Here is a 21,367-nt window from a genome sequence, read left to right on the forward strand (position 1 = left end):
GCCGACGTCGGCCGAACCACCCTCGGTACTCCGTGCGTTCGGCACCGTGGCGTCAGATCTCCTCGGTCGGCCACCCCAGGAGCCTCGCCCCGATGACGGCGGTCTGGAGCGTGTAGCGGTGCACGGGGTCCGCCGGGTTGCTTCCGGTCAACTGGTGGATGCGCTCCAGCCGGTAGGTGAGCGCGCGGACGCTGAGCGCGAGCCGGCGTGCCGCCTCGGCCGCGGTGCACCCCGACGCGAAGTACGCCTCCAGCGTCCACAGCAGCGGCTCGGCACCGCCCCGCGCGGCTCGCAGCGGCCCCAGCGCGTCGACGACGAGGTCGGCCATGGCCTGCCGGTCACGCATGAGGACCGGATACACGAGCAGGTCGGCCGCCCGCACCACCGGTTCCCGCAGATTCAGCCGATCGGCCAGCTCCAGGGTGCTCAGTGCCTCCTCGTACGAGTGGACCACGCCGCCCGCACCGGGCTGCGGGCGCCCGATGGCCACACGGCTGCCGTTCGCCTGCCCGGCGAAGTAGGCCAGGACCTCCTCCTGGTCGCCGGGCGCGATGCAGATCAGCCGCCCGTTCTTCGTCGCGAGCAGAACGCGCCGGTCGCCGAACCGTGTGATCAGGGCGGTCTCCACCCGGCGGGTGACCGGGGCGGTGTCGTCGTACGCCTCCGGCCCCTCGGCCACCGCGACCGCGTGCGCGCGGGACAGGACGAGACCGAACCGCTCGGCCCGCTCGGCGAGCCGGCCCAGGTCGCTGCGGCCGTACAGCAGATCGTCGACGAACTCCCGCCGTGCGGCCTCCTCCTGACGTACCGCCAGGTACTGCGCCCGCTCGTACCCCTCGGCGAAGGCGTCGATCGCCTGCTCCACCGCGGCCAGCATGCCGCCGACGGCGGCGGCCCTGGTGCCCTCCGGCCAGCACGTCCGGGTGGCGGACAGATGCAGCCGCACGAGTTCGCGCAGGCTGTGCCCGGCCTCGGCGGCCCGCTTCCCGAGCGCGCGGCGCTCGTCCAGTTCCCCGCGGGTGAGCCGGCGCCCGGTGGCGGAGACGTCGGCCAGTATCCGTGTGTACCCGCGCAGGTGTTCGGCCGTCTCCGACTCCGTCATCGAGTCCCCCTCTTTCCGCCCTGCCGTTGACGTGTCCTTGACGGCCTTTGGTGAACGGAGGGTAGTCAGCGTTGCCGGAAACCGGCAACGCGGGTCGGCGGGGGAGGCGTTCGGCGGCTCCCGGCCGTCCCGGTTCCCGCGGCTTGAGGGACGGGGCGGGCGCTCAGGTGGTCGCGCGTCCGCCGGAGTCCGGCAGAAGCCGGGGGGTGCCTTGGGGGCGCAGGGCGTGGAGGACGTCGACGCGGTTCGTCGTGATCGAGTCGACGCCCAGGTCCAGCAGGCGGCGCATGGAGCGGCGGGTGTCCGGGGTCCACACCGACAGCAGGTGGCCGGCGCGCCGGACGTGGGCCGCCAGGTCCCGGGTGACCAGGGAGAAGCGGTAGTTGAGCCAGCGCGGGCGGACCGCGGCCAGCAGCGCGGGCCGGGGCGGTGCCAGGGTCGTCCAGGTCAGGGCGATCTCGGCGGCCGGATCGGCGGCCCGGACGGCGAGCATGGCCTCGGCTCCCGCGCAGTAGTAGACGCGCTCCCGGGCCCCGCTGTGCCGGACCGCGTCCATGACCCGTTCCACGAGCCGGCGGTCGACCCGCCCGCAGAGGTCCACCATCACCCTGCTGTCCCCGGTCGCCGCCATCGCCTCCGCGAGCGTCGGCACACCGCCCGCCGTGAGCCGGCGCACCTCCTCGGCGGACAGCGCGCGCAGTGGCCGGTCGACCTCCCACAACCGCGCCAGCGTCTCGTCGTGCAGCAGCACGGGGACGCCGTCACGGGTGAGCCGTACGTCGACCTCGACCGCGTCCGCGCCCTGGTCGAGCGCGGAACGCAGCGAGTCGATCGTGTTCTCGCGGAAGCGGTAGGGGTCGCCGCGGTGGGCCACGGCGGTCACGGTCTGCATGGCCCCATTGTGGCCGTGGCGCGGGCACCGCGGTGCCGCGAGGCGTCCGAAGGGGCGGCCGGGCGACGAGCGGGCCTCAGCCGGCGAGCCAGTCCGCGGTGTAGGTGTCGATCTCGGCCATGATCCGCGCCTTGCCCAGCGCGTCCAGGAACGACGCCTCGACGGCGTTCCTGGCGAGGTCGGCGAGCCCGCGCTCGTCGAGATCGAGCAGGCGGGCGGCCACCGCGTACTCGTTGTTCAGGTCGGTGCCGAACATCGGCGGGTCGTCCGAGTTGATCGTGACCAGCACGCCCGCGCGCGTGAACTCCTTGATGGGGTGCTCGTCCAGCGTGCGGACCGCGCGGGTGGCGATGTTGGAGGTCGGGCAGACCTCCAGCGGGATGCGGTGCTCGGCGAGGTGGGCGAGCAGCTCGGGGTCGCGCGCGGAGCTGGTGCCGTGGCCGATGCGCTCGGCCCGCAGTTCCTTCAGCGCGTCCCACACCGTCTCCGGCCCGGTCGTCTCACCGGCGTGCGGAACGGAGTGCAGGCCGGCGGCGATGGCCCGGTCGAAGTACGGCTTGAACTGCGGCCGGGGCACACCGATCTCGGGTCCGCCGAGCCCGAACGACACCAGGCCCTCCGGGCGGATCCGGTCGTCGGTGGCCAGCCGCGCGGTCTCCTGCGCGGACTCCAGCCCCGCCTCGCCCGGAATGTCGAAGCACCAGCGCAGTACGGTCCCGAACTCGGCCTCGGCCGCCTTGCGGGCGTCCTCGATCGCGGCCATGAACTCCGTCTCCTCGATGCCGCGCCGGGTGGAGGAGAAGGGGGTGATGGTCAGCTCGGCGTAGCGCACCTGCTGGCGGGCCAGGTCGCGGGCCACCTCGTAGGTCAGCAGCCGGACGTCCTCCGGGGTGCGGATGAGGTCCACGACCGACAGGTACACGTCGATGAAGTGCGCGAAGTCGGTGAAGGTGAAGTAGTCGGCCAGGGCCTCGGGGTCGGTGGGCACCTTGGAGTCGGGGTGCCGGGCGGCCAGTTCCGAGACGATGCGGGGGGAGGCGGAGCCGACGTGGTGGACGTGCAGTTCGGCCTTCGGCAGCCCGGCGATGAAGGTCCGCAGATCGCGGTCGGCCGTACCGGTGGCCGGGACGGAGCTGCTGTCGGACATGGGGTCCTCCCCTGGACGGGCGCCCGCGGAACGGGGTCCGGTCCGGGCGCGGTGATCGGCTGATCGGTGACGCGGGATCATCGTAGGCCCGGGCCCGCACGGCCATGGGCTGCCCGTAGCATGACGGAACGTCCAGCAGAGGGGTCTTCCAGCATGTCCGACGAGGCGCCGCAGTCCATATCACCGGAGCAGACCGCCGGTGACGGGCCGATGCCACCCCGGACCACCGGCGGGCAGACGTCGCCTGGGGAGGCCGAGGGGCAGACGTCGCCTGGGGAGGCCGAGGGGCAGACGTCGCCTCGGGAGGCCGACGGGCAGGCGTCGTCCCCGGTGTCCCTGGACAAGGGTGCGGCGACCCCCGCTGCCGACGCGGCCTCGGGTCGGGGACCGGTCCCGGCCGGGGGCTACGACTCCTTCCACGACCAGCGGACGCTGATCTCACTGCCGACGGCCCCGCCCGCACCCGCGCCGGACGGGATGCCGCCCGCGCCCGCCGGGACCCCGTCCGCGCCGTGGGCCGGCCCCGCCGCCTCCGCCACGCCCCCGACGCCTCCGCCTCCGGCCGGCCCCTTCGCACCCCCGGTTCCCCCGTCCCCGGTTTCCTCGTCCCCGGCGAACCCCTTCGCCCCGCCGGCCCCGTCCGCGAACCCCTACGTCCCGCAGGTCGCGTCCGCGAACCCCTACGCCCCGCCTGCCCCGGCAGCCTCCGGCAATCCGTTCGCCCCGCCGGTGCCGGGGCCGCACGGGGGAGCGGAGCCCGTGCCGCCGCCGCCCATCGCGCCCGACGGCCCGGGACAGGTGCCGTACGGATACCCGGGCGGGTCGCCGGCCTACGGCTACCCGGGGCAGCCACAGCCGGTGTACGGCGCCCCGTACCCGGCGCCGAACGGCTACGCGGGCTACGGCTGGCCCGGTGTGCAACCGGCCCCGAGCGACGGCCTGGGAACGGCTTCCCTGGTGCTCGGCATCCTGGCGTCGATCGGCTTCCTGCTGTGGCCGGTAGCGCTGATCCTCGGCATCCTGGCGATCATCTTCGGCGCGATCGGCAGAGGAAGGGCCCGCCGGGGCGAGGCCACCAACCCGGGCGTGGCCCTGGCCGGGCTCATCTGCGGAGTCGCCGGCATCGTCCTGGTGCTCGGCCTGTTCGCCTTCGCGATCGCCTTCGCCACCTGAGACGAACCCGCGGCGCGTCCGGCGCCCGCACAGACGCGCCCGCCGTCGCAGGCTCGCGGGGTGAGCAACAGTGGCCCGGCCCCGCCATCCCCCAAGGAGACAGCCCCGGGCCGGCAAAATCGACGCCCGCCGCGGCCGGGACCCCCCTGAGTTCCCGGCGCCTGCTCAGGCCGCCCCGCTCAAGCCCGACCCCTGGTCAGGCCGCCCCCCTCAAGCTTCGAAGGCCCCTCAGGCCGTCCGCCGAAGACTCCCCGAGGGCTAAGGGTCTCTGTCATGCCCGTCGCACGGGCGGACCGTGCCGCCGTGGACGCGTCGGCGACCGCCTGGGCGCTGGCCGCCCGCGGCGATGACCCCGAGGCGGCCGACCACTTCGTCCCGCGCCCTGCACGCCGATGTGCTGCGCTACGTCACCCACCTCAGCGGCGATCCCCGCACCGCCCACGACCTGACCCAGGACACCTTCGCGCGGGCGTTCGGCAGCCTGCACCGTTACGAAGGACGGGCCTGGGCCCGTACCTGGCTGCTGTCGATCGAGCGCCGCGCGGTCGCCGGCAGCCTGCGGAGCGCCGCGGTCCGCCACAGGATCGCGGACGACGTCGACTGGCAGACGGCGGTGGAGGGCGCCCAGCCCTGCGGCCTGCCGGGCTTCGACGGCGGCATCGCCCTGCTCGACCTCCTGGAGGCCCTGCCCGGCGAACGCCGGGAGGCGTTCCTGCTGACCCGGGTGGCCGGGCTGTCGTACGAGGAGACGGCCGGGCTCCTCGGCTGTCCTGTAGGCACGGTCCGCTCCCGGGTGTCCCGGGCGCACGAGGCCCTCGAACGGCTGCTGCGGCAGGCCGACACGGCGAGCACCCTCGCCGCCTGACGCCGTCCGGCGCCCTGAGCGTCACCGAGCGCCTTCCCGGCGGCACGGTCCTCGGACCGGGCGGTGCCGCCGGGAACCCGTGGCGTGCGCATGACGCCGAACCTTCCGAGGCCAGAGCAAGTCGTAGGCCACTAAGCGGAGTTGACAGTATCTCGGGGCCCCCGGCTTCCGCCCCGGCTGCTACTGCTGCGATACCGGCCCGGCGGCAGCTGAACCCGCGGTACGTGGGTGACTCGGCATCAGTCCCTGGCAGGGCGGAGTCGTGCCGGGGTCCCGTACCGGGTCCCCGGCCGCGTGGACCCGGTCGCCTCGGGAGTGCGGCTGGAGGTCGGGGCGGATAGCCTGGAAGCGGGCGTATTGGAGACGTCGCCGGTCTCACGCGGTGTCGAACGCGCTCGTCGCGCCCTCGTCGGACGACGATGCTGCTCGACACCACCTTCCTGCTCCAACCCCTTGGTAGGCGGGAGCGACGTGATGGGCCTGTTGCCGGTGGAGATCAAGGTCGACATCGAGGACGACGTGGCGATGGCGCTGTCGGCCCTGGGCGGGACTCGTGGTGCGCCGACGATGCGCCGCATCTGGTTCGCGGAGGACCGGGACGGCGTCGTGGAGGGACGGGCACCGCTCCTCGACGGCGGGGTGATCGTGCGCTTCAGAAGCGGTGACGGGACGGACGACCTGACCGTCAAGTTGCGTCCGTGTACACGGGATCAGCTGGTCGGACAGTTCCTCGAGGCCTTCGAGCTGGTGCCGTTCACCTACCGGATCGAGCAGGACTGGTCCGGGGAGAACCGTGTGCTGGCCGCCTCCCTGGTGCACGTACACCCGGCGGGGACGCTGGCGGGCGCGGTGGAGGCCGGCGCGGACCCCGCCGCGTCGATCGACTCCGTGCAGGACCAGTTCCTGCACGCCTGCGCCCGTCCCGTCCGGCTGGACCGGCTCGTCGCGCTGGGGCCGATCCTCTCGACCAAGGCCGACGACGTTCCGCTGGGCGACCTGGATGTGGATCTGGAGGTGTGGTCGGTCGCCGGCCTGAAGTTCCTGGAGGCCTCGATGCGCGTGAAACCCAAGGACCATGAGAAAGCGGGGGAGTTCGCCGCCCGCGCCGAGCGCAGGCAGCGGAAGCTGGAGGACGCGGTGCGCGACCGCGGGGTGACACCCTCCGAGCACCCCGAGAGCAAGACCCGACGCGTCCTCACCGCCTTGGCCGGAGCCCGGCACAACTGAGGACGGCACACCCGGCCAGGCCGAGGCCCCCGCCCTCGGCTCGCCGTACCTCAACACTCCCGTGCCGGATCGACGTTCACGACACGCCCGGTCGGGCCGTAGGTCGGCGCGGGGCCCTCCCCGCGGCCGGAAGTGCTTTCGCCACGCCGTTCCCAAGGCCGTACACCATGCGATGGTGGTCAGGCCAGGTCATGCACGGCGCACAGCGCAGCTGGCGTTCCGTCAAAGAATGTTGAAGGGTTCACGGTTTGGGGTCGTGAACGCATGATCCCGTGCCGTGCTCCGATGGCGGGAATGCGACGCCCGGGGGAAAATGGCGGTGAGGCGAGCAGCGTCATGGCGCGTTGTTCCACGTTCTCCTCGATCTCCACGACCTCGGATGAGGCGTTTCCGCATGGCTTTCCACACCATCCGTCCTGTCGCCCCGGGACTCCTCGACGCGTTGCACAACCGTTCCGGTGACGGCCACCAAGGTGGCCACGGCGACGACGGTGACGGCTTCCACGGACACTTCGACGGGCGCCGGCCCGGTGGGGGCGGACCCTTCGACGGAGAACGGCCCGGGCACCCGCACGATCCCGGTCCGCAGACGCCCGCGGAGCCCGGTCCGGGGGACGCCGAGGACGTCGCCGAGGGACCGTTCCGGGTGGTACGGCCGACGGACATGCTGGTCGTCGACATCAGCCTGGTCAACCTGCGCTTCGACGGCCACCGCCTGGTGCCGCGGGATCCGGGCACACCCTCGTTCGTCCTGGCCGGACTGCCGCCGCAGCATGTCCTGGAGCAGGCCATCCTGGGCGGGAGCACGCCCCCGCCCGGCCCCGTCAAGGCCTTCACCGCCGGCCCGACGACGCTGGCCTTCTCCGTGCCGGCCGACCTGGCCGGCCTGGACCTGTCGCTGGACGCGCTGCTCGACTGGGAGCGACTCGTGCCGTTGACGGTTCCGGTCGGACCGCAGACCCCGGACACCCCCGGGTCGTCCGTCTTCCAGGGCGTCCCCAGAAGTGTCATCGAATTCCCCACCCGGCTGCTGATCACCTACGACGAGCCGGTGGGCTGGCTGAGCCGTCCGGAGCCCCATCAGGCCGACGGCCGGGTCGCTTTGTGGCACGCACGGCTGCACGGCACGCAGGACGACGGGGACGTACGGCTGCGGGCCTTCGCGGCGGTGCGGGACCGCGGCGCACTCCTCGCGGAGGGCCCGCTCACCGTGGCGAACCTGGAGGACCTCGTCACCCTCACCAGCCGGGCCGAACTCGTCGTACCGGGAGGCGGCCCCATCGACGTCCCGAGCGCGCCGTTGCACTCCGAGCAGTTCATCCTCACGCCGTTGGGCGCCTCGGCCCACCTGCACGGCGCCTGGGAGGCGGCACCCGAGAGCGATAAGCCCCGGTACCCGCCGGCCGGCCGGCCCTTCCCGGATCTGGAGGCGTACGACCACATCACGGGCCTGGGGCGCGACCAGTACATACGCGTGGTCACACGGGGCCGCTTGAGCACCGGCCACCTGGCGTCCCATGTGGAGGAGTTCCGGCGAGTGTTCGTCGCTCATCCGAACGACGGGATAGTCGCCTACCTGCAACACGAGGACCACGTCATCGTCAAGCAGCCGGTGGTGCAGTACGACCAGGAGTCCCGCTACACGTACGCCGGACGGGAAATGCCGTTCCGCAGTCTGCGCATCACCGACCGGGCCACTCCGCTCATCCAGCCACCAGACCCATCGTCGGAGCCGCAGGCCGATCCGAGGAAGCCCCTCAGGGACCGCGACGCGTTCTGGGTGAAACTCCGGGGATCCGGAACCGACCACCAGTTCACCCTGATCGGCACGGACTACGAGGACAGAAAGGTCAGCTTCACGATGCCGCTGATCTTCGTACCCGACGGACTCCCCGATCCCGGGCCGCGGTTGAAGACGCTCCTCGCGGAGAACCCCGGCCGCATGGACTGCCGGCTGGGGGGCCAGGTGATGGCCATGGCGCAACCACCCGCCGATGCTCCCGGCAGCACCAGCCACGCGGTCGGCACCCTGACCTTCGGGCTCGGAACCATCGCGCGAACCCCGCAGGAAGAGGACCGCTTCGTGGTCGGCCTGCCCCACGTGCGAGCGGCCGACGTGCGTGTCCCCGCCGTCGAGCAGTTCACCGGAAACGCCGGCGGGGCGGCGGTCGTGTTCAACGAGACCTATCTCAAGCAGACCATGGACAAGCACCCGGCCGGCGCTTACCTCCAGCTCCAGAATCCGATCTCGATCGCACTCGCCGCGGAGAAGGCCGGTGGGATCGCCAGCCCCAGGTCCGAGCTCAAGCTGATCACCGCACAGGCCGGTGTCGTCCCGGACCTCTTCAAGACGGAAGCCGCTTCCGGGGCGGTCCTCGGCGGCAGTGACCTGGACACCGTGAGGAACGCGTTCGGCGGAGCCAAGCTCCTCGGCAAGATCTGCCTGGACCGGTATCTGCAGGACATCAAGGACCAGCTCGGCACGCCCCAGAAACTGGGCGAGAAGCAGATCGAGGACATCCTGCGGGCCCCCGACGGCCTGTTGCCCACGCCCGTGCTGCGCATCCGCGACCTGGCGGACGGACAGGGCAAGGAACTGCGTTATGTCTGGAAGACGAGGCTGGGCAAGGCGGGGCCGGGCAAACCGGGCGAGCAGGACTCGTTCCCCGTCGACCTGGAGAATGCCGTGCTGACCCTGGACGCCCGGACCGTGCGCTCGAAGGACGCCGTCGACCAGGCCACCGTGCAGGGCAAACTGACCGACTTCAAGCTGGTCTTCGCCGATTTCGTCGAAGTGCACTTCGCCGAGCTGTCGTTCAGGTCCGGCCCGGGGAAGAAGCCCGACGTCACCGCCGGCGGTCTGGCGCTGAGCTTCAAGAAGGACCTGGAGTTCATCAACACCCTGCGCGATGCCCTGCCCGCCGACGTCTTCGGCTCCGGCGCGTACGTGGACGTCGACGGCACAGGAGTCCGGGCGGGCTACAAGTTCGCCGTCCCGACCCTCGGGATCGGTGTCTTCACCCTGTCGAACCTCTCACTCGCGGCCGAGCTGGTGATCCCCTTCGAGGACGAGCCCGTCACCTTCCGCTTCTCCGTCGCCGAGCGAGAACACCCCTTCCACGTGACGGTGTCCCTGTTCGGCGGTGGCGGCTACTTCTCCATGCTGGTGAACACGAGCGGCCCCCCGCAGATCGAAGGCGCCATAGAGTTCGGCGGTGCCGCGGCCCTGAACCTCGGGGTCGCGAGCGGCGGCGTCTCGGTGATGGCGGGTATCCGCTTCACGAGCGGGAAGGAGCAGGCCCTCAGCGGATATCTGCGCTGCAGCGGTTTCCTGTGTGTGCTGGGCATCGTCACGATCTCCGTCGAATTCTCGCTTGAACTCACCTACGAAAAGCACGGACACCAGTCGTTCGTCCACGGCAAGGGCACCCTCACGGTCAGCGTACGGATCGCCTTCTTCAGCAAGTCCCTGACGCTCGAGCTCGAACGGAGCTTCTCCGGTGCCCCGGGCGACCCGTCCTTCCGCGAATGCGTCCCGCTGGACCCGTACTGGCGCGAGTTCTGCGAGTCGTACGCCCCCCAGCCCCTCGGGTGATGTCCATGCGCTTCGAACAGCACATCAACTGGACGGTCCTCCCGGCCGGACTCTCGGACGACGGCACCCTTGCGCAGGTGTCGGTGTTCGTCGCACCCCGGCTGTACACCCCCGACGGGACCAGCGGAACACTGGCGGACTTTCCCGACTTCCTCAGATGGCCGGAGAAGGTCACGGCGGCCACCTTCGAGTTCGCCACCGCGGACGGCACCGTGACGCCGCCCGTGCCCGTACCCTTCACCGGTCCGCTGGTGCCGCAGGGCCCGGCACCCGACACCGGCCTGTGGACGAGTCTGTTCCACGAAGGCACCGAGCTGGAGCCCTACTCCTGCGACGCACCCACGCGGAAGACGCGCAGCTACTCGACGCAGGAGGTCAGGAGGTTCACCAAGGACGTCTACGTCAGGGCGGCGAAGCAGCATGCCGAAGCACCGCCTGTGACGCAGGGCCTGCTGACGTCCCCGGACGCGGGCAACGCACACGCCGAGAAGCACGTGGCGCAGGGTTCCGGTGGCCGCGTGGATCCGCCGGAGCTGGCGCAGCTGGCCGAATTCCACAGCCCCTCCGCTTCGGCCCCGTCCGCGGCCCACGGCCCGTCGGCCGGGGTGCAGCCGCTCGCCGGCGAACAGCCGGCGCCCGGTGGACAACTGCCGGACGGCGAGGAGCGTCCCACCCGGCCGCCCCGCACCGACTTCCACACGATGCTCACCTCGTTCGGCGACCACCCCCTGCTGCTCCGCCGCCTCGGACTGGTCCTGGACTTCGTCCTGCCGGCCGGGCTCCCCGATTCCGACGGCCATCGGTTGCTGACCGTCGTTCCCCATTGGAACTCCGCACTGGGCGGTGACTCGCACGACGTGCCCTGTCTCACCCGCTACTTCCTCGGTGTGGATCCCCTCCCCTCGAACCCGCCCGCGCCCGGCCGCCGCATCTTTCTCCCAGCGGAGCAGCCGCCGTCCGACGGCGACCCGCTGGCGTCGCCGTCCCGCGGCCTCGTGGAACTGGCGGCGCACTTCCGCGTCGAGCAGGCGGACATCGACGGAGCCGCCCTCAAGATGCTCTCGGTCCCCCCGGACGCCAAGGGCCTGTCCCCGGTCCGCACCCACGGGATCTCGCTGATCCGGAACGACCGCGAGACCAAACTGCGTGCCGAGCTCGACCGGGCGGCCGAGCTCGACAAGGCGTTCAGCGAGGTGGTGGCGCGGCGGCGGGAGCAGGCGCAACCGCCGGCCACGGCGGCCACGGCGGCCACACCGGCCACACCGGCCAGCGCGGCCACACCGGCCACCCAGGACGAGCCGCCCGCCCCCGTACTCACCGCCGAGGACCTGGTCCGCGGCCACCGGATGGACATCTGGGACGAGCATCGCAAGGGATGGTTCTCGCTGCACGCCCGCGAGGTGGAGTACCGGCAGGCCCATGGCGGGCCGCTGCTGCTGACAGCCTCCGACGAGGGCTTCTTCCAGGCTCACCTGGTCTCACCACCGAGCGATCCGGCGCTCTACGTACCGGAGCCGCTGGCCGTCTGGCGCGGTTTCTCCCTGTCCGCGCCCCTCCCCGGCCTGGTGCTGGACGCCGACGACACCCCGGTTCCGCCCGGGAACGAGGCACCGCCGGGACTGCCGATGGAGATCACGGTCAAGCCGGCACACGGTTCACTGCCCACCCTGCGGTACGGCCACGAGTACCGGGTACGGCTGCGCACCGTCGACCTGGCCGGCAACGGCCTCGACCTCACGCAGGCCGACGCCCTGCACCTGCCCGGTGTGGCGGTCCCCGAACCGCCGCTCGTCTTCCAGCGGTTCGGCGCCGTCCCGGCGCCGTCCGTGGTGCCCAGAGCGCCGTTCGCCGAAGGCGCCTCGACCTTCCGCATGGTGATCCGGAGCAGCCCGGGCGCCGGACCGCCGCCGGCAGCTCCGTCCGGCCCCACCGAGGAGGGGACGAGGGTCATCCTGGCCAATGTCCGGCCCGACCTGACCAACGCGGACATCCAAGTCGTCCAGCGGGCCCTGATGGCCGAGGGCCATCACCTCCCGGGCGGCGCGGACGGCAACTTCGGCGACCGGACGAGGGCCGCCTATGCCGAGGAACAACGAGACCAGGGCTTCTCCGGGCGGGACGCCGACGGCACCCCCGGCTGCCAGTCCCTGACCGAGCTGGGCCGCAAGAACGGCTTCACCGTCGACTGCGGCCCCGGCCCGGCGACGGCCCCCCGAACCGGCGGCACCGCCGAGCAGTACGCCGCTGAGTTCAACCGGTCACCGCTGGTCACCGAGGAAGGACACGTCCCCTACCAGGGTGCCGACGAACGCCATGTGGTGGCGCCGAAGGCGTCGTTGCAGTGCGTGGAGTGGCACGGACTGCTGGACGAAGCCATCGGCTCCACCGACCACGCCGTCCAGGACGCGGTCTACGAGCTGGCGGTACGCGAGAGCGCCTCCCTGGACGACCCCGGTCCGGACGTGCGCCTGGAACCCATCGACTCACCGGCGGCGGACCCCGCCGATCGGGCGGTGATCGCCCTGCACACGGGCGAACAGGTCGACATGCGCGGCCTCCCCGATCCGCTGGCCCGCGGAGCCGCCCTGCTGGACCTGCCGGGAATGCCCCCCGATCAGCCCTTCCTCGTCCCCTGGGACGGCGATGTCTGGCACCGCCCCAGGTCGTTCCGGGTGAGGCTGGTCGAAGGAACCGCGCCGCCCCACTTCGACGAGGCGTCCCGGGTGCTGACCGTGTCGCTGCCCAAGGGCGCCGTGGCCATCGTCCGCGTGTGCTCCGGCATCGACTTCGACGCGAACCTCATGGGCATGGCCTCCTGGTGCCGGGAGGACCCGGAGCCGACGCCCGGACTCGCGCCGGAGCCGGAGGAGGTCGTCGAGGCGAGGAGAACGGCAGAGCTGCAGAATGCGGACCGGGTGCTGGAACTGGCCGCGGCCAGCCGGCACTGGATGTTCACTCCCTGGCACGAGCTGACTCTCGTCCACGCTGTGCAACAACCGCTGAAGACGCCCGTACTGAACCTGTCCCCCTCGGCGACCCCGCGCGCCGCGCACGCGACGGCCGAGCACCTCGCCGGCACCATCGCGCTGGACGAGAACAGCACGGGCCGGATCGACCTGGTCGCGGAGTGGACCGAGGTGACGGACTCCGGGCCCGACGGGCGTGACGTCCGGACGGTCACCGCGCCGGTGTTCGGACTGCTGACGGCGAGGGCCGACCGGACGGGCGTCCCCGGCACCGAACCCGCCGTCCTCCAGAACGGCGTCCTGACCTTCAGCACCAAGGCGGCCGAGGAGAAGGCCACGACCAAGCAGGGCCAGCCTCTCCTGGAAAAGCACGAGTTCGGTGACACCAGACACCGCGTGGTGCGCTACAGCCCACTGGCGGGCAGCCGGTTCGGCGACTACTTCCCCCCGAGTTTCGCCGAGCCCGGTGCGGGGGCGTTGACCGTACAGGGCGCCCCGCAGGAACACTCGGTCCTCAGCAGCGCGGCGCCCACGGCACCGCGGGTCCTGTACTGCGTACCGACTCTCGCCCTGGAGCGGGACGACGGGGCGTCCGGCGCCATCGTCCAGCGCAGGCGCGGCGGAGGCATCCGGGTGTACCTGGACCGCCCGTGGTTCTCGTCGGGAGACGGTGAACTGCTCGGCGTCGTCCTCGGCGAGCCGCCAGGCGGCGATCCGGCGTCCGTACGCGACGCCTCGGTCACCCTCATGGGCCGCGACCCCGTCCACCGTTCCGCGGCCGTCGTGGCACCGACCGCGGACGTGTTCACCAACGCGGCCGTGCCGCCCAGGAAGCTGTCGCTGTCCACGTCCTCCGGACCGCTCCCCGTGACGGTCGTGGGCTTCGCCCCGCGGTTCGACGCGGACGAGAAGGGCGGCCGCTGGTTCTGCGACCTGGAGCTGGACACCGGCCAGACCTGTCTGCCCTTCGTCCGGCTCGCTCTGGTCCGGTACCAGCCCGATTCGATCCCCGGAGCCGAGATCTCGGCGGTCGTCCTCGCCGACCTGGTCCGCACCCTGCCCGACCGGGAACTCACGGTCAGGGCCGGCCAGCCGCTCTCGGTCAGTCTCACCGGTCCCTCCTGGGACCCCACCGACTCCCTGCCGCCGCGGATCACCGCCACGCTGCAGCGCCGGCACGACGTCGTCGACGACCAGGACCTCGGCTGGGTGACCCTCCAGGACACCGCCACCCGACTCACCTCGGTCGACGCGGAGTCCTCCAACACGCCGTTCTACACGGGCCAGATCGCGGTACCGCCCGTGCGGCACGGGGTACCGCTGCGCCTGCTGGTCATGGAGACGGAGGGCCTTCCGGCCGACGGCCCCGCCCCCGCCCCGCTCCCGGGGCCGGTGATCTACTGCGACACCGTCGATCTTCCGCCCGGACAGGACGGTCATCACGACCGCGATCACGAGGACGGCGACCACGAGGACCGTGACCACGAGGACGGCGACCGGCGGGGCGGGTTCCACCATCACTGACACAGGGTCGATGGAACCCGCGGTGGGCATCAGCGTCCGCCATCACGTGAAGGTCCGGCCATGACGAAGGTCTGGCCATGACGAATCGGGTCGAGTCCTCCGTCGACGGCTACGGCTACCACTAGGCCGAGTCGCACGTCCTCAGGACCCGTGCGCCGACGTCCTCGTCGCCGCGGGGGAGAGGTAGATCCGTCAGCCTTCCCGCCGGACCGAGGTCCAGTCGCGGGCGTAGGAGGGCGGTGCGCCCGAGCCGTCGGTGAGGACCACGACCGGTGTTCGCTGTGCCGCCCGCTCCCCGCCCCCTGGTCTTCCCTCAAGCCCCGAAGCAAGCTCACGCCACCCCGCTCAAGCCCCGGCGCCCGCCAGTCTCTCCCGGGTCCGCATCAGGGCGAAGCCCAGCAGGTTCGGGCCGCGCCAGCGTTCCGGGTCCGAGGCCGCCTCGTCGGTCGCGGCGAGGCCGATGCCCCAGACGCGGTCCACGGGGCTGGCCTCCACCAGGACCCGGTCCCCGGTGCCGAGCAGGAACATCCGAAGATCGTCGTCGGCCGCGAACTTGTGCACGCCGCCCTCGACCACGATCCCGAAGCGCTCCCGCTCCCATATCGCCTCGTCGAAGCCCCGCACCAGCCGTCCCGCCTTCTTGGCCTCGGAGGGGTGCGCCGCGGCCAGCACCCGCCGCTCCGCCTCCGCGTCCCCGAACAGCCGCGCCTTGCCCGCCATCATCCAGTGCTCGGCCGTCGCGTACTCCACACCGTCGGCCACGAACGGTGACGGCCACCACTGGCTGAGACAGCTCGGGCCGATCCTGCCGTCCGGCAGCGGCCGGTGCCCCCAGAAGTGCAGGTACTCGACGCGGGTCCCCGCCCGGACCTCCCTGATCAGGGCTTCCACCCCGTCGATCTTTCCCATGCACGCGAGTCTGGCACGCACCACGGACACTCCGTCCGTCCTTTTCCGCCCCGACTCGACACCTGGTCGACAGATTCCGTCGCGTAACCAAAAGGCAACAACGGAATCACTTGTTGGAGGCCTGCTGCTCTGTCAGGATCGGCACTCAAATCGAGCTGGAGCTACGCCACCCGCCCCCGGGACGGGCGAACGGCGGAGGAGAGCGACATGCACAACCCGGGCACCGCCACCCCGGAACGATTCCCCGCGCAGGAACGGTTCTCGGAGGGAGCGCAATTCATCGCCGGCCGCCTCACCAGGGGCACGTCGGGCCGTACCCACTCGGTGGTGGACCCCGCCACCGGTGCGGGGGTGTACACGTACGAGCTGGCCGGTACCGACGACGTCGACGCGGCCGTCGCCGCCGCGCGGGAGGCCTTCCCGGGCTGGGCGTCGGCCACCCCGGGCGAGCGTTCGGACGCCCTGCACCGGTTCGCCGCCGTGGTGGCCGAACGGGCGGAGGAGTTCGCCCGCGCGGAGTCCCTGCAGTGCGGGAAGCCGCTGAAGCTCACGCGTGAGTTCGACGTGCCGGGGACCATCGACAACATCGCCTTCTTCGCCGGTGCCGCCCGGCATCTGCAGGGGCAGTCCGCCGGTGAGTACTCCGGCGACCACACCTCGTACGTCCGGCGCGAGCCGATCGGTGTGGTCGGCTCCATCGCCCCCTGGAACTACCCCCTCCAGATGGCCGCCTGGAAGATCCTCCCGGCGATCGCCGCCGGCAACACCATCGTCCTGAAGCCCGCCGAGCTGACGCCGCTCACCTCGCTGCTGTTCGCCCAGGCCGCCACGGACGCGGGCATCCCGGACGGTGTCGTCAACATCGTCACCGGCACCGGCAAGGAGGCCGGCGAGCGCCTGGTCGGCCACCCGGACGTGGCCATGACCTCCTTCACCGGGTCCACCGGTGTCGGCAAGCGCGTCGCCGAGGTCGCCACCGCCACCGTCAAGCGGCTCCACCTGGAGCTGGGCGGCAAGGCCCCCTTCGTGGTCTTCGACGACGCCGACCTGGAGGCGGCCGCCAACGGCGCGGTCGCCGGCGCGCTCATCAACACCGGACAGGACTGCACGGCCGCCACGCGCGCGTATGTGCAGCGACCGCTGTACGACGCCTTCGTGGAGCGGACGGCGGCCCTGATGGAGACCGTGCGACTGGGAGACCCGTTCGCCGCGGGCACCGATCTCGGGCCGCTCGTCTCGCACCTCCAGCGCGACCGCGTCGCCGGCTTCGTGGACCGGGCGCGCGGCTACGCGCGCGTGGTGACCGGCGGCGAGGCCCCGAAGGGCGACCTGGAGGACGGCGCCTTCTACCGGCCCACGCTGATCGCGGACGCGGCGCAGGACAGCGAGGTCGTCCAGTCCGAGATCTTCGGTCCGGTACTCGTCGTACTGCCCTTCGACAGTGACGACGAGGGCATCCGGCTGGCCAACGACACCCCCTACGGCCTCGCCGCCTCCGCGTGGAGCGGCAACGTCTTCCGCGCGAACCGGGCCACCCGCGAGATCAAGGCGGGCTGTGTCTGGATCAACGACCACATCCCGATCATCAGCGAGATGCCGCACGGCGGATACAAGGCCTCCGGCTTCGGCAAGGACATGTCGGCGTACTCGTTCGAGGAGTACACGCAGGTCAAGCATGTCATGTTCGACAACACCGCGGTGGCCAGGAAGGACTGGCACCGCACCGTCTTCGGGGACCGGTAGAGAAGACCGGGCCAAGGACCAGGCCGACCCCTCCCGAAAGGGCACCACGCGCATGGAGCAGTACGAGCCCGACCGCCCGACCCCGGCCCAGGCGGCCGCCATGCGGCGCAGCCTGCACAACGGCCGGGCGGCGATGACCCGCCGGTCACTGCTGCGCGCCTCCGCGGGCGGCGCGCTCACCGTCGGCGCCCTGGGGGCGCTGAGCGCCTGCGGGATCCCCGCGGCCGGCAAGACGCAGGGCGGCACGTCCGCCGAGGACCACTCGGCCCAGGAGAAGGTTGTGGCCTTCTCCAACTGGACCGAGTACATCGACGTCGACGACAGCGGCAAACGCCACCCGACGCTCGACACCTTCCGCAGGCGGACCGGCATCAGGGTCGACTACACCGAGGACATCAACGACAACAACGAGTTCTTCGGCAAGATCAAGCCGCAGCTCGCCGCGGGCCAGGACACCGGCCGCGACATCCTCGTCCTCACCGACTGGCTGGCCGCCCGGCTGATCCGCCTCGGGTGGGTCCAGAAACTGGACCCGTCCAACCTGCCGCACGCCTACAGCAATCTGTCGCCCCAGTTCCGCAACCCCGACTGGGACCCCGGCCGCGCCTACTCGTACCCCTGGCAGGGCATCTCGACGGTCATCGCCTACAACAAGAAGGCGCTGGACGGCATCGAGGTCAAGTCCGTCTCGGACCTGCTCGACAACCCCAGGCTCAAGGGGCGCGTCGGTTTCCTGTCGGAGATGCGCGACAGCGTGGGCATGACGCTGCTCGACATGGGCAAGGACCCGGCGAAGTTCACCGGCGACGACTTCGACGCGGCGATCGCCCGCCTGCAGAAGGCCGTGGACAAGGGCCAGATCCGCCGCTTCACCGGCAACGACTACACCTCCGACCTCACCAAGGGCGACTTCGCGGCCTGCTTGGCCTGGGCCGGTGACGTGGTCCAGCTCAAGGCGGACAGCCCCGACGTGGACTTCGTCATCCCCGACAGCGGCTACATGACGTCGACCGACAACCTGTGCGTCCCCAACCGGGCACGGCACAAGACGAACGCCGAGCGGCTGATCGACTTCTACTACGAGCCCGAACAGGCCGCCGCGCTCGCCGCCTACATCAACTACGTGACTCCGGTAGACGGCGTGAAGCCCTACCTTGCGAAGATCGACAAGGAAGCGGCGGACAACCCGCTGATCGTTCCCGACAAGGCCATGCAGGCGAGGTCCCATGCCTTCCGCTCCCTGAGCCAGAAGGAAGAGACGGCCTACGAAGAGAAGTTCGCGAAGCTCACAGGGGCGTGACGACGATGAAGACGACACCGGACAACAGCGGCGACGTCCGCCTCTCCGGAATCTCCAAGACCTACGGCAACGGCTTCACCGCCGTACAGCCACTCGACCTGACCGTGCCCCAGGGATCCTTCTTCGCCCTGCTCGGCGCCTCCGGCTGCGGCAAGACCACCACCCTGCGCATGATCGCCGGTCTGGAGGACCCCTCCTCGGGCACCGTGCACCTCGGCGACCAGGACGTCACCCAACTGCCGCCGTACCGGCGGCCGGTCAACACGGTCTTCCAGTCCTACGCCCTCTTCCCGCACCTCGACATCTTCGAGAACGTCGCCTTCGGCCTGCGCCGGCGCGGCATCAAGAGCGTGAAGAAGCAGGTGGAGGACATGCTGGAGCTCGTCCAGCTCGGTGAGCAGGCGCGTAAGAAACCGCACCAGCTCTCCGGCGGCCAGCAGCAGCGGGTCGCCGTGGCCCGGGCCCTGATCAACCACCCGAAGGTGCTCCTCCTCGACGAGCCCCTCGGCGCCCTCGACCTGAAGCTGCGCCGCCAGATGCAGCTGGAGCTCAAGCGCATCCAGACCGAGGTCGGCATCACCTTCGTCCACGTCACGCACGACCAGGAGGAGGCCATGACCATGGCCGACACGGTCGCCGTGATGAACGCGGGCCGCGTCGAACAACTCGGCGCGCCCACCGACCTGTACGAGAACCCGCGGACCACCTTCGTCGCGAACTTCCTCGGCACCTCCAACCTCATCGAGGCCGAGGTCGACACCAGGAACGGTGACGACCTCGTGCTCACGGCGGGCGGCGGCAAGCTGGTGCTGCCCGAGGCGCGATGTTCGGCCCCGACGGCGGCCGGCGGCAAGGTGCTGGTCGGCGTCCGCCCGGAGAAGATCGCCCTCACGCACGCCGACGACGCGGGCTCCGTCCCCGAGGGCCGCAACCGGCTCACCGGCAGGATCGCCGACGCGAGCTTCATCGGCGTCTCCACGCAGTACGTGATCGACACCCCGGTCTGCGACGAGTTCGCGGTGTACGCGCAGAACGTCGAGCGGGACGGCCGGCTCGTCCCCGGCGCCGAGGTCGTCCTGCACTGGAGCCCGGCCCACACCTTCGGTCTGGACGCGGCCCAGTCGCTGCTCGCCGGAACGGTGGGCTCCGCGGGCACCGAGGAAGAGGTCGCCGCCTGATGTCGACGCTCACCGAGGCGCCCCCGCCTCTCGCCCCCGTCGAAGCCGCGAGGAAGCCCGCGCGCAAACGCGGCCGGTTCACCCCGTACTGGCTGCTGCTGCCCGGCCTGCTGTGGCTGGTCGTCTTCTTCGCGCTGCCGATGCTCTACCAGGCCTCCACCTCGGTGCAGCAGGGCTCGCTGGAGGACGGCTACCGGGTCACCTGGCACTTCGCCACCTACTGGGACGCGCTCGCCGAGTACTGGCCGCAGTTCCTGCGCTCGGTCCTGTACGCCGCCGCCGCGACCGTCCTGTGCCTGGTGCTGGGCTACCCGTTGGCCTACCTGATCGCCTTCCGCGCCGGCCGCTGGAAGAACCTGATCATGATCCTGGTGATCGCCCCGTTCTTCACCAGCTTCCTGATCCGCACCCTGGCCTGGAAGACGATCCTCGCCGACAACGGCCCGGTCGTGCACACCCTGAGCTCGCTGCACGTCCTGGACCTGACCAACTGGATGGGCTGGACGGCCGGCGACCGGGTGCTGGCCACGCCCATGGCGGTCGTCTGCGGCCTCACCTACAACTTCCTGCCGTTCATGATCCTGCCGCTCTACACCTCGCTGGAGCGCATCGACGGCCGGCTGCACGAGGCGGCGGGCGACCTGTACGCCAAGCCGTGGACCACCTTCCGCAGGGTGACCTTCCCGCTGTCGATGCCGGGCGTCGTCTCCGGCACGCTGCTGACCTTCATCCCGGCGGCCGGTGACTATGTCAACGCCGAACTCCTCGGCTCGACCGACACCCGCATGATCGGCAACGTCATCCAGACGCAGTTCCTGCGCATCCTGGACTATCCGACGGCGGCGGCTCTCTCCTTCATCCTCATGGCCGCCATCCTGGCCATGGTCACGATCTACATCCGCCGGTCCGGGACGGAGGATCTCGTCTAAATGCCCTTCGTCACCTGGCTCAAGCGCCGTCTGGTCGTCATCGCGGGCCTCATCACACTCGCCTATCTCCTGCTGCCGAACATCATCGTCACGGTGTTCTCCTTCAACAAACCGAAGGGGCGCTTCAACTACGAATGGCAGCACTTCTCGACGGACGCCTGGAAGGACCCGTGCGGCGTCGCCGACATGTGCGGCTCGCTGTCCATCAGCCTCCAGATCGCCGTCTGGGCGACGGTCGGCGCCACCGTCCTCGGCACGATGATCTCCTTCGCGCTGGTCCGCTACCGCTTCCGCGCGCGCGGCGCCGTCAACTCGCTGATCTTCCTGCCGATGGCGATGCCCGAGGTCGTCATGGCCGCCTCGCTGCTCACCCTGTTCCTCAACATGGGCGCCCAGCTGGGCTTCTGGACGATCCTGATCGCCCACATCATGTTCTGCCTCAGTTTCGTCGTCACCGCCGTCAAAGCGCGCGTGATGTCGATGGACCCGCGCCTGGAAGAGGCCGCCCGGGACCTCTACGCCGGACCCGTGCAGACCTTCCTGCGGGTCACCCTGCCGATCGCGGCACCCGGAATCGCCGCGGGCGCGCTGCTCTCCTTCGCGCTCTCCTTCGACGACTTCATCATCACCAATTTCAACGCCGGCTCGACCGTCACCTTCCCCATGTTCGTGTGGGGTTCGGCGCAGCGCGGCACGCCCGTGCAGATCAACGTGATCGGTACGGCCATGTTCCTCGTCGCCGTACTGTTCGTCCTGACCTCCATGGTCATCAGCAATCGCCGCAACAAGCAAAAGGCGTAAAGCTCTGTAGGGAGTT

The 21,367-nt window shown here is 71.0% G+C and carries 14 protein-coding genes and 1 pseudogene; 10 read left to right on the forward strand and 5 right to left on the reverse strand.

Features of this window, described 5'->3' with window-relative positions:
- Positions 1–52: 52 nt before the first annotated feature.
- The 3 genes from ABVB68_RS14165 to ABVB68_RS14175 all read right to left on the reverse strand — a co-directional run bounded on the left by ABVB68_RS14165 (position 53) and on the right by ABVB68_RS14175 (position 3,141).
- Entirely contained in the window at positions 53–1,102 is a 1,050-nt protein-coding gene (locus ABVB68_RS14165) for a PucR family transcriptional regulator (RefSeq protein WP_353601325.1), read from the reverse strand.
- 163 nt (positions 1,103–1,265) lie between these two features.
- Positions 1,266–1,994 (reverse strand): glycerophosphodiester phosphodiesterase, encoded by a 729-nt coding sequence (locus ABVB68_RS14170; protein ID WP_353601326.1) that lies wholly within the window; start codon positions 1,992–1,994, stop codon positions 1,266–1,268.
- A 76-nt stretch (positions 1,995–2,070) separates the two neighbouring features.
- Positions 2,071–3,141 carry an adenosine deaminase gene (locus tag ABVB68_RS14175; RefSeq protein WP_503006107.1) on the reverse strand — a complete coding sequence of 357 codons (1,071 nt, stop codon included), beginning with the start codon at positions 3,139–3,141 and terminating at the stop codon, positions 2,071–2,073.
- Positions 3,142–3,900: 759 nt separating this feature from the next.
- Between ABVB68_RS14175 and ABVB68_RS14180 the strand changes: the two genes are divergently transcribed.
- The 3 genes and pseudogenes from ABVB68_RS14180 (at position 3,901) to ABVB68_RS14190 (ending at position 6,406) form a co-directional block, all read left to right on the forward strand.
- Complete coding sequence (locus ABVB68_RS14180) at positions 3,901–4,314, forward strand: DUF4190 domain-containing protein (protein WP_353601327.1); 414 nt, start codon at positions 3,901–3,903, stop codon at positions 4,312–4,314.
- 273 nt (positions 4,315–4,587) lie between these two features.
- Positions 4,588–5,179: pseudogene (locus ABVB68_RS14185) on the forward strand (sigma-70 family RNA polymerase sigma factor).
- Between the two features lie 474 nt (positions 5,180–5,653).
- Entirely contained in the window at positions 5,654–6,406 is a 753-nt protein-coding gene (locus tag ABVB68_RS14190) for a hypothetical protein (RefSeq protein WP_353601328.1), read from the forward strand.
- Positions 6,407–6,585: 179 nt separating this feature from the next.
- Here the strand turns inward: ABVB68_RS14190 and ABVB68_RS14195 are convergent, their stop codons facing one another.
- A complete protein-coding gene (locus ABVB68_RS14195; protein WP_353601329.1) occupies positions 6,586–6,777 on the reverse strand; it encodes a hypothetical protein in 192 nt (63 codons plus the stop codon).
- 23 nt (positions 6,778–6,800) lie between these two features.
- On the opposite strand from ABVB68_RS14195, the gene ABVB68_RS14200 reads away from it, so the two are divergent.
- Positions 6,801–10,001, forward strand: coding sequence for a hypothetical protein (locus ABVB68_RS14200; RefSeq protein ID WP_353601330.1), 3,201 nt, complete (start codon positions 6,801–6,803; stop codon positions 9,999–10,001).
- Between the two features lie 5 nt (positions 10,002–10,006).
- Entirely contained in the window at positions 10,007–14,491 is a 4,485-nt protein-coding gene (locus tag ABVB68_RS14205) for a peptidoglycan-binding domain-containing protein (protein ID WP_353601331.1), read from the forward strand.
- 345 nt (positions 14,492–14,836) lie between these two features.
- Here ABVB68_RS14205 and ybiA read toward each other — a convergent pair whose 3' ends face one another.
- Positions 14,837–15,400, reverse strand: coding sequence for a riboflavin biosynthesis intermediates N-glycosidase (gene ybiA, locus ABVB68_RS14210; protein ID WP_353601332.1), 564 nt, complete (start codon positions 15,398–15,400; stop codon positions 14,837–14,839).
- 207 nt (positions 15,401–15,607) lie between these two features.
- Here ybiA and ABVB68_RS14215 point away from each other — a divergent pair, with 207 nt between their 5' ends.
- The 5 genes from ABVB68_RS14215 to ABVB68_RS14235 are packed head-to-tail and all read left to right on the forward strand — an operon-like array spanning position 15,608 to position 21,351.
- Positions 15,608–17,143, forward strand: a complete 1,536-nt coding sequence (locus tag ABVB68_RS14215; protein WP_353601333.1) for a gamma-aminobutyraldehyde dehydrogenase — start codon at positions 15,608–15,610, stop codon at positions 17,141–17,143.
- Between the two features lie 52 nt (positions 17,144–17,195).
- Positions 17,196–18,443 carry an ABC transporter substrate-binding protein gene (locus tag ABVB68_RS14220; RefSeq protein WP_353601334.1) on the forward strand — a complete coding sequence of 416 codons (1,248 nt, stop codon included), beginning with the start codon at positions 17,196–17,198 and terminating at the stop codon, positions 18,441–18,443.
- Between the two features lie 5 nt (positions 18,444–18,448).
- Positions 18,449–19,621 (forward strand): ABC transporter ATP-binding protein, encoded by a 1,173-nt coding sequence (locus tag ABVB68_RS14225; RefSeq protein WP_353601335.1) that lies wholly within the window; start codon positions 18,449–18,451, stop codon positions 19,619–19,621.
- Positions 19,621–20,550 (forward strand): ABC transporter permease, encoded by a 930-nt coding sequence (locus ABVB68_RS14230; protein WP_353601336.1) that lies wholly within the window; start codon positions 19,621–19,623, stop codon positions 20,548–20,550. Before ABVB68_RS14225 ends, ABVB68_RS14230 begins: the two co-directional genes overlap by 1 nt.
- Positions 20,551–21,351 carry an ABC transporter permease gene (locus tag ABVB68_RS14235; RefSeq protein ID WP_353601337.1) on the forward strand — a complete coding sequence of 267 codons (801 nt, stop codon included), beginning with the start codon at positions 20,551–20,553 and terminating at the stop codon, positions 21,349–21,351.
- The last annotated feature ends 16 nt before the right edge of the window (positions 21,352–21,367 follow it).

It is taken from the genome of Streptomyces sp. NPDC096012 (assembly GCF_040426375.1).
Lineage (GTDB): Bacteria > Actinomycetota > Actinomycetes > Streptomycetales > Streptomycetaceae > Streptomyces.

What these genes read in the sequence shown, in the direction of transcription:
- ABVB68_RS14175 (WP_503006107.1), bottom strand. Translation starts at nt 3,141, where the DNA reads ATGTCCGACAGCAGCTCCGTCCCGGCCACCGGTACGGCCGACCGCGAT.
- ABVB68_RS14190 (WP_353601328.1), top strand. Translation starts at nt 5,654, where the DNA reads ATGGGCCTGTTGCCGGTGGAGATCAAGGTCGACATCGAGGACGACGTG.
- ABVB68_RS14220 (WP_353601334.1), top strand. Translation starts at nt 17,196, where the DNA reads ATGGAGCAGTACGAGCCCGACCGCCCGACCCCGGCCCAGGCGGCCGCC.
- ABVB68_RS14165 (WP_353601325.1), bottom strand. Translation starts at nt 1,102, where the DNA reads ATGACGGAGTCGGAGACGGCCGAACACCTGCGCGGGTACACACGGATA.
- ABVB68_RS14200 (WP_353601330.1), top strand. Translation starts at nt 6,801, where the DNA reads ATGGCTTTCCACACCATCCGTCCTGTCGCCCCGGGACTCCTCGACGCG.
- ABVB68_RS14230 (WP_353601336.1), top strand. Translation starts at nt 19,621, where the DNA reads ATGTCGACGCTCACCGAGGCGCCCCCGCCTCTCGCCCCCGTCGAAGCC.
- ABVB68_RS14235 (WP_353601337.1), top strand. Translation starts at nt 20,551, where the DNA reads ATGCCCTTCGTCACCTGGCTCAAGCGCCGTCTGGTCGTCATCGCGGGC.
- ABVB68_RS14215 (WP_353601333.1), top strand. Translation starts at nt 15,608, where the DNA reads ATGCACAACCCGGGCACCGCCACCCCGGAACGATTCCCCGCGCAGGAA.
- ybiA (WP_353601332.1), bottom strand. Translation starts at nt 15,400, where the DNA reads ATGGGAAAGATCGACGGGGTGGAAGCCCTGATCAGGGAGGTCCGGGCG.
- ABVB68_RS14205 (WP_353601331.1), top strand. Translation starts at nt 10,007, where the DNA reads ATGCGCTTCGAACAGCACATCAACTGGACGGTCCTCCCGGCCGGACTC.
- ABVB68_RS14225 (WP_353601335.1), top strand. Translation starts at nt 18,449, where the DNA reads ATGAAGACGACACCGGACAACAGCGGCGACGTCCGCCTCTCCGGAATC.
- ABVB68_RS14170 (WP_353601326.1), bottom strand. Translation starts at nt 1,994, where the DNA reads ATGCAGACCGTGACCGCCGTGGCCCACCGCGGCGACCCCTACCGCTTC.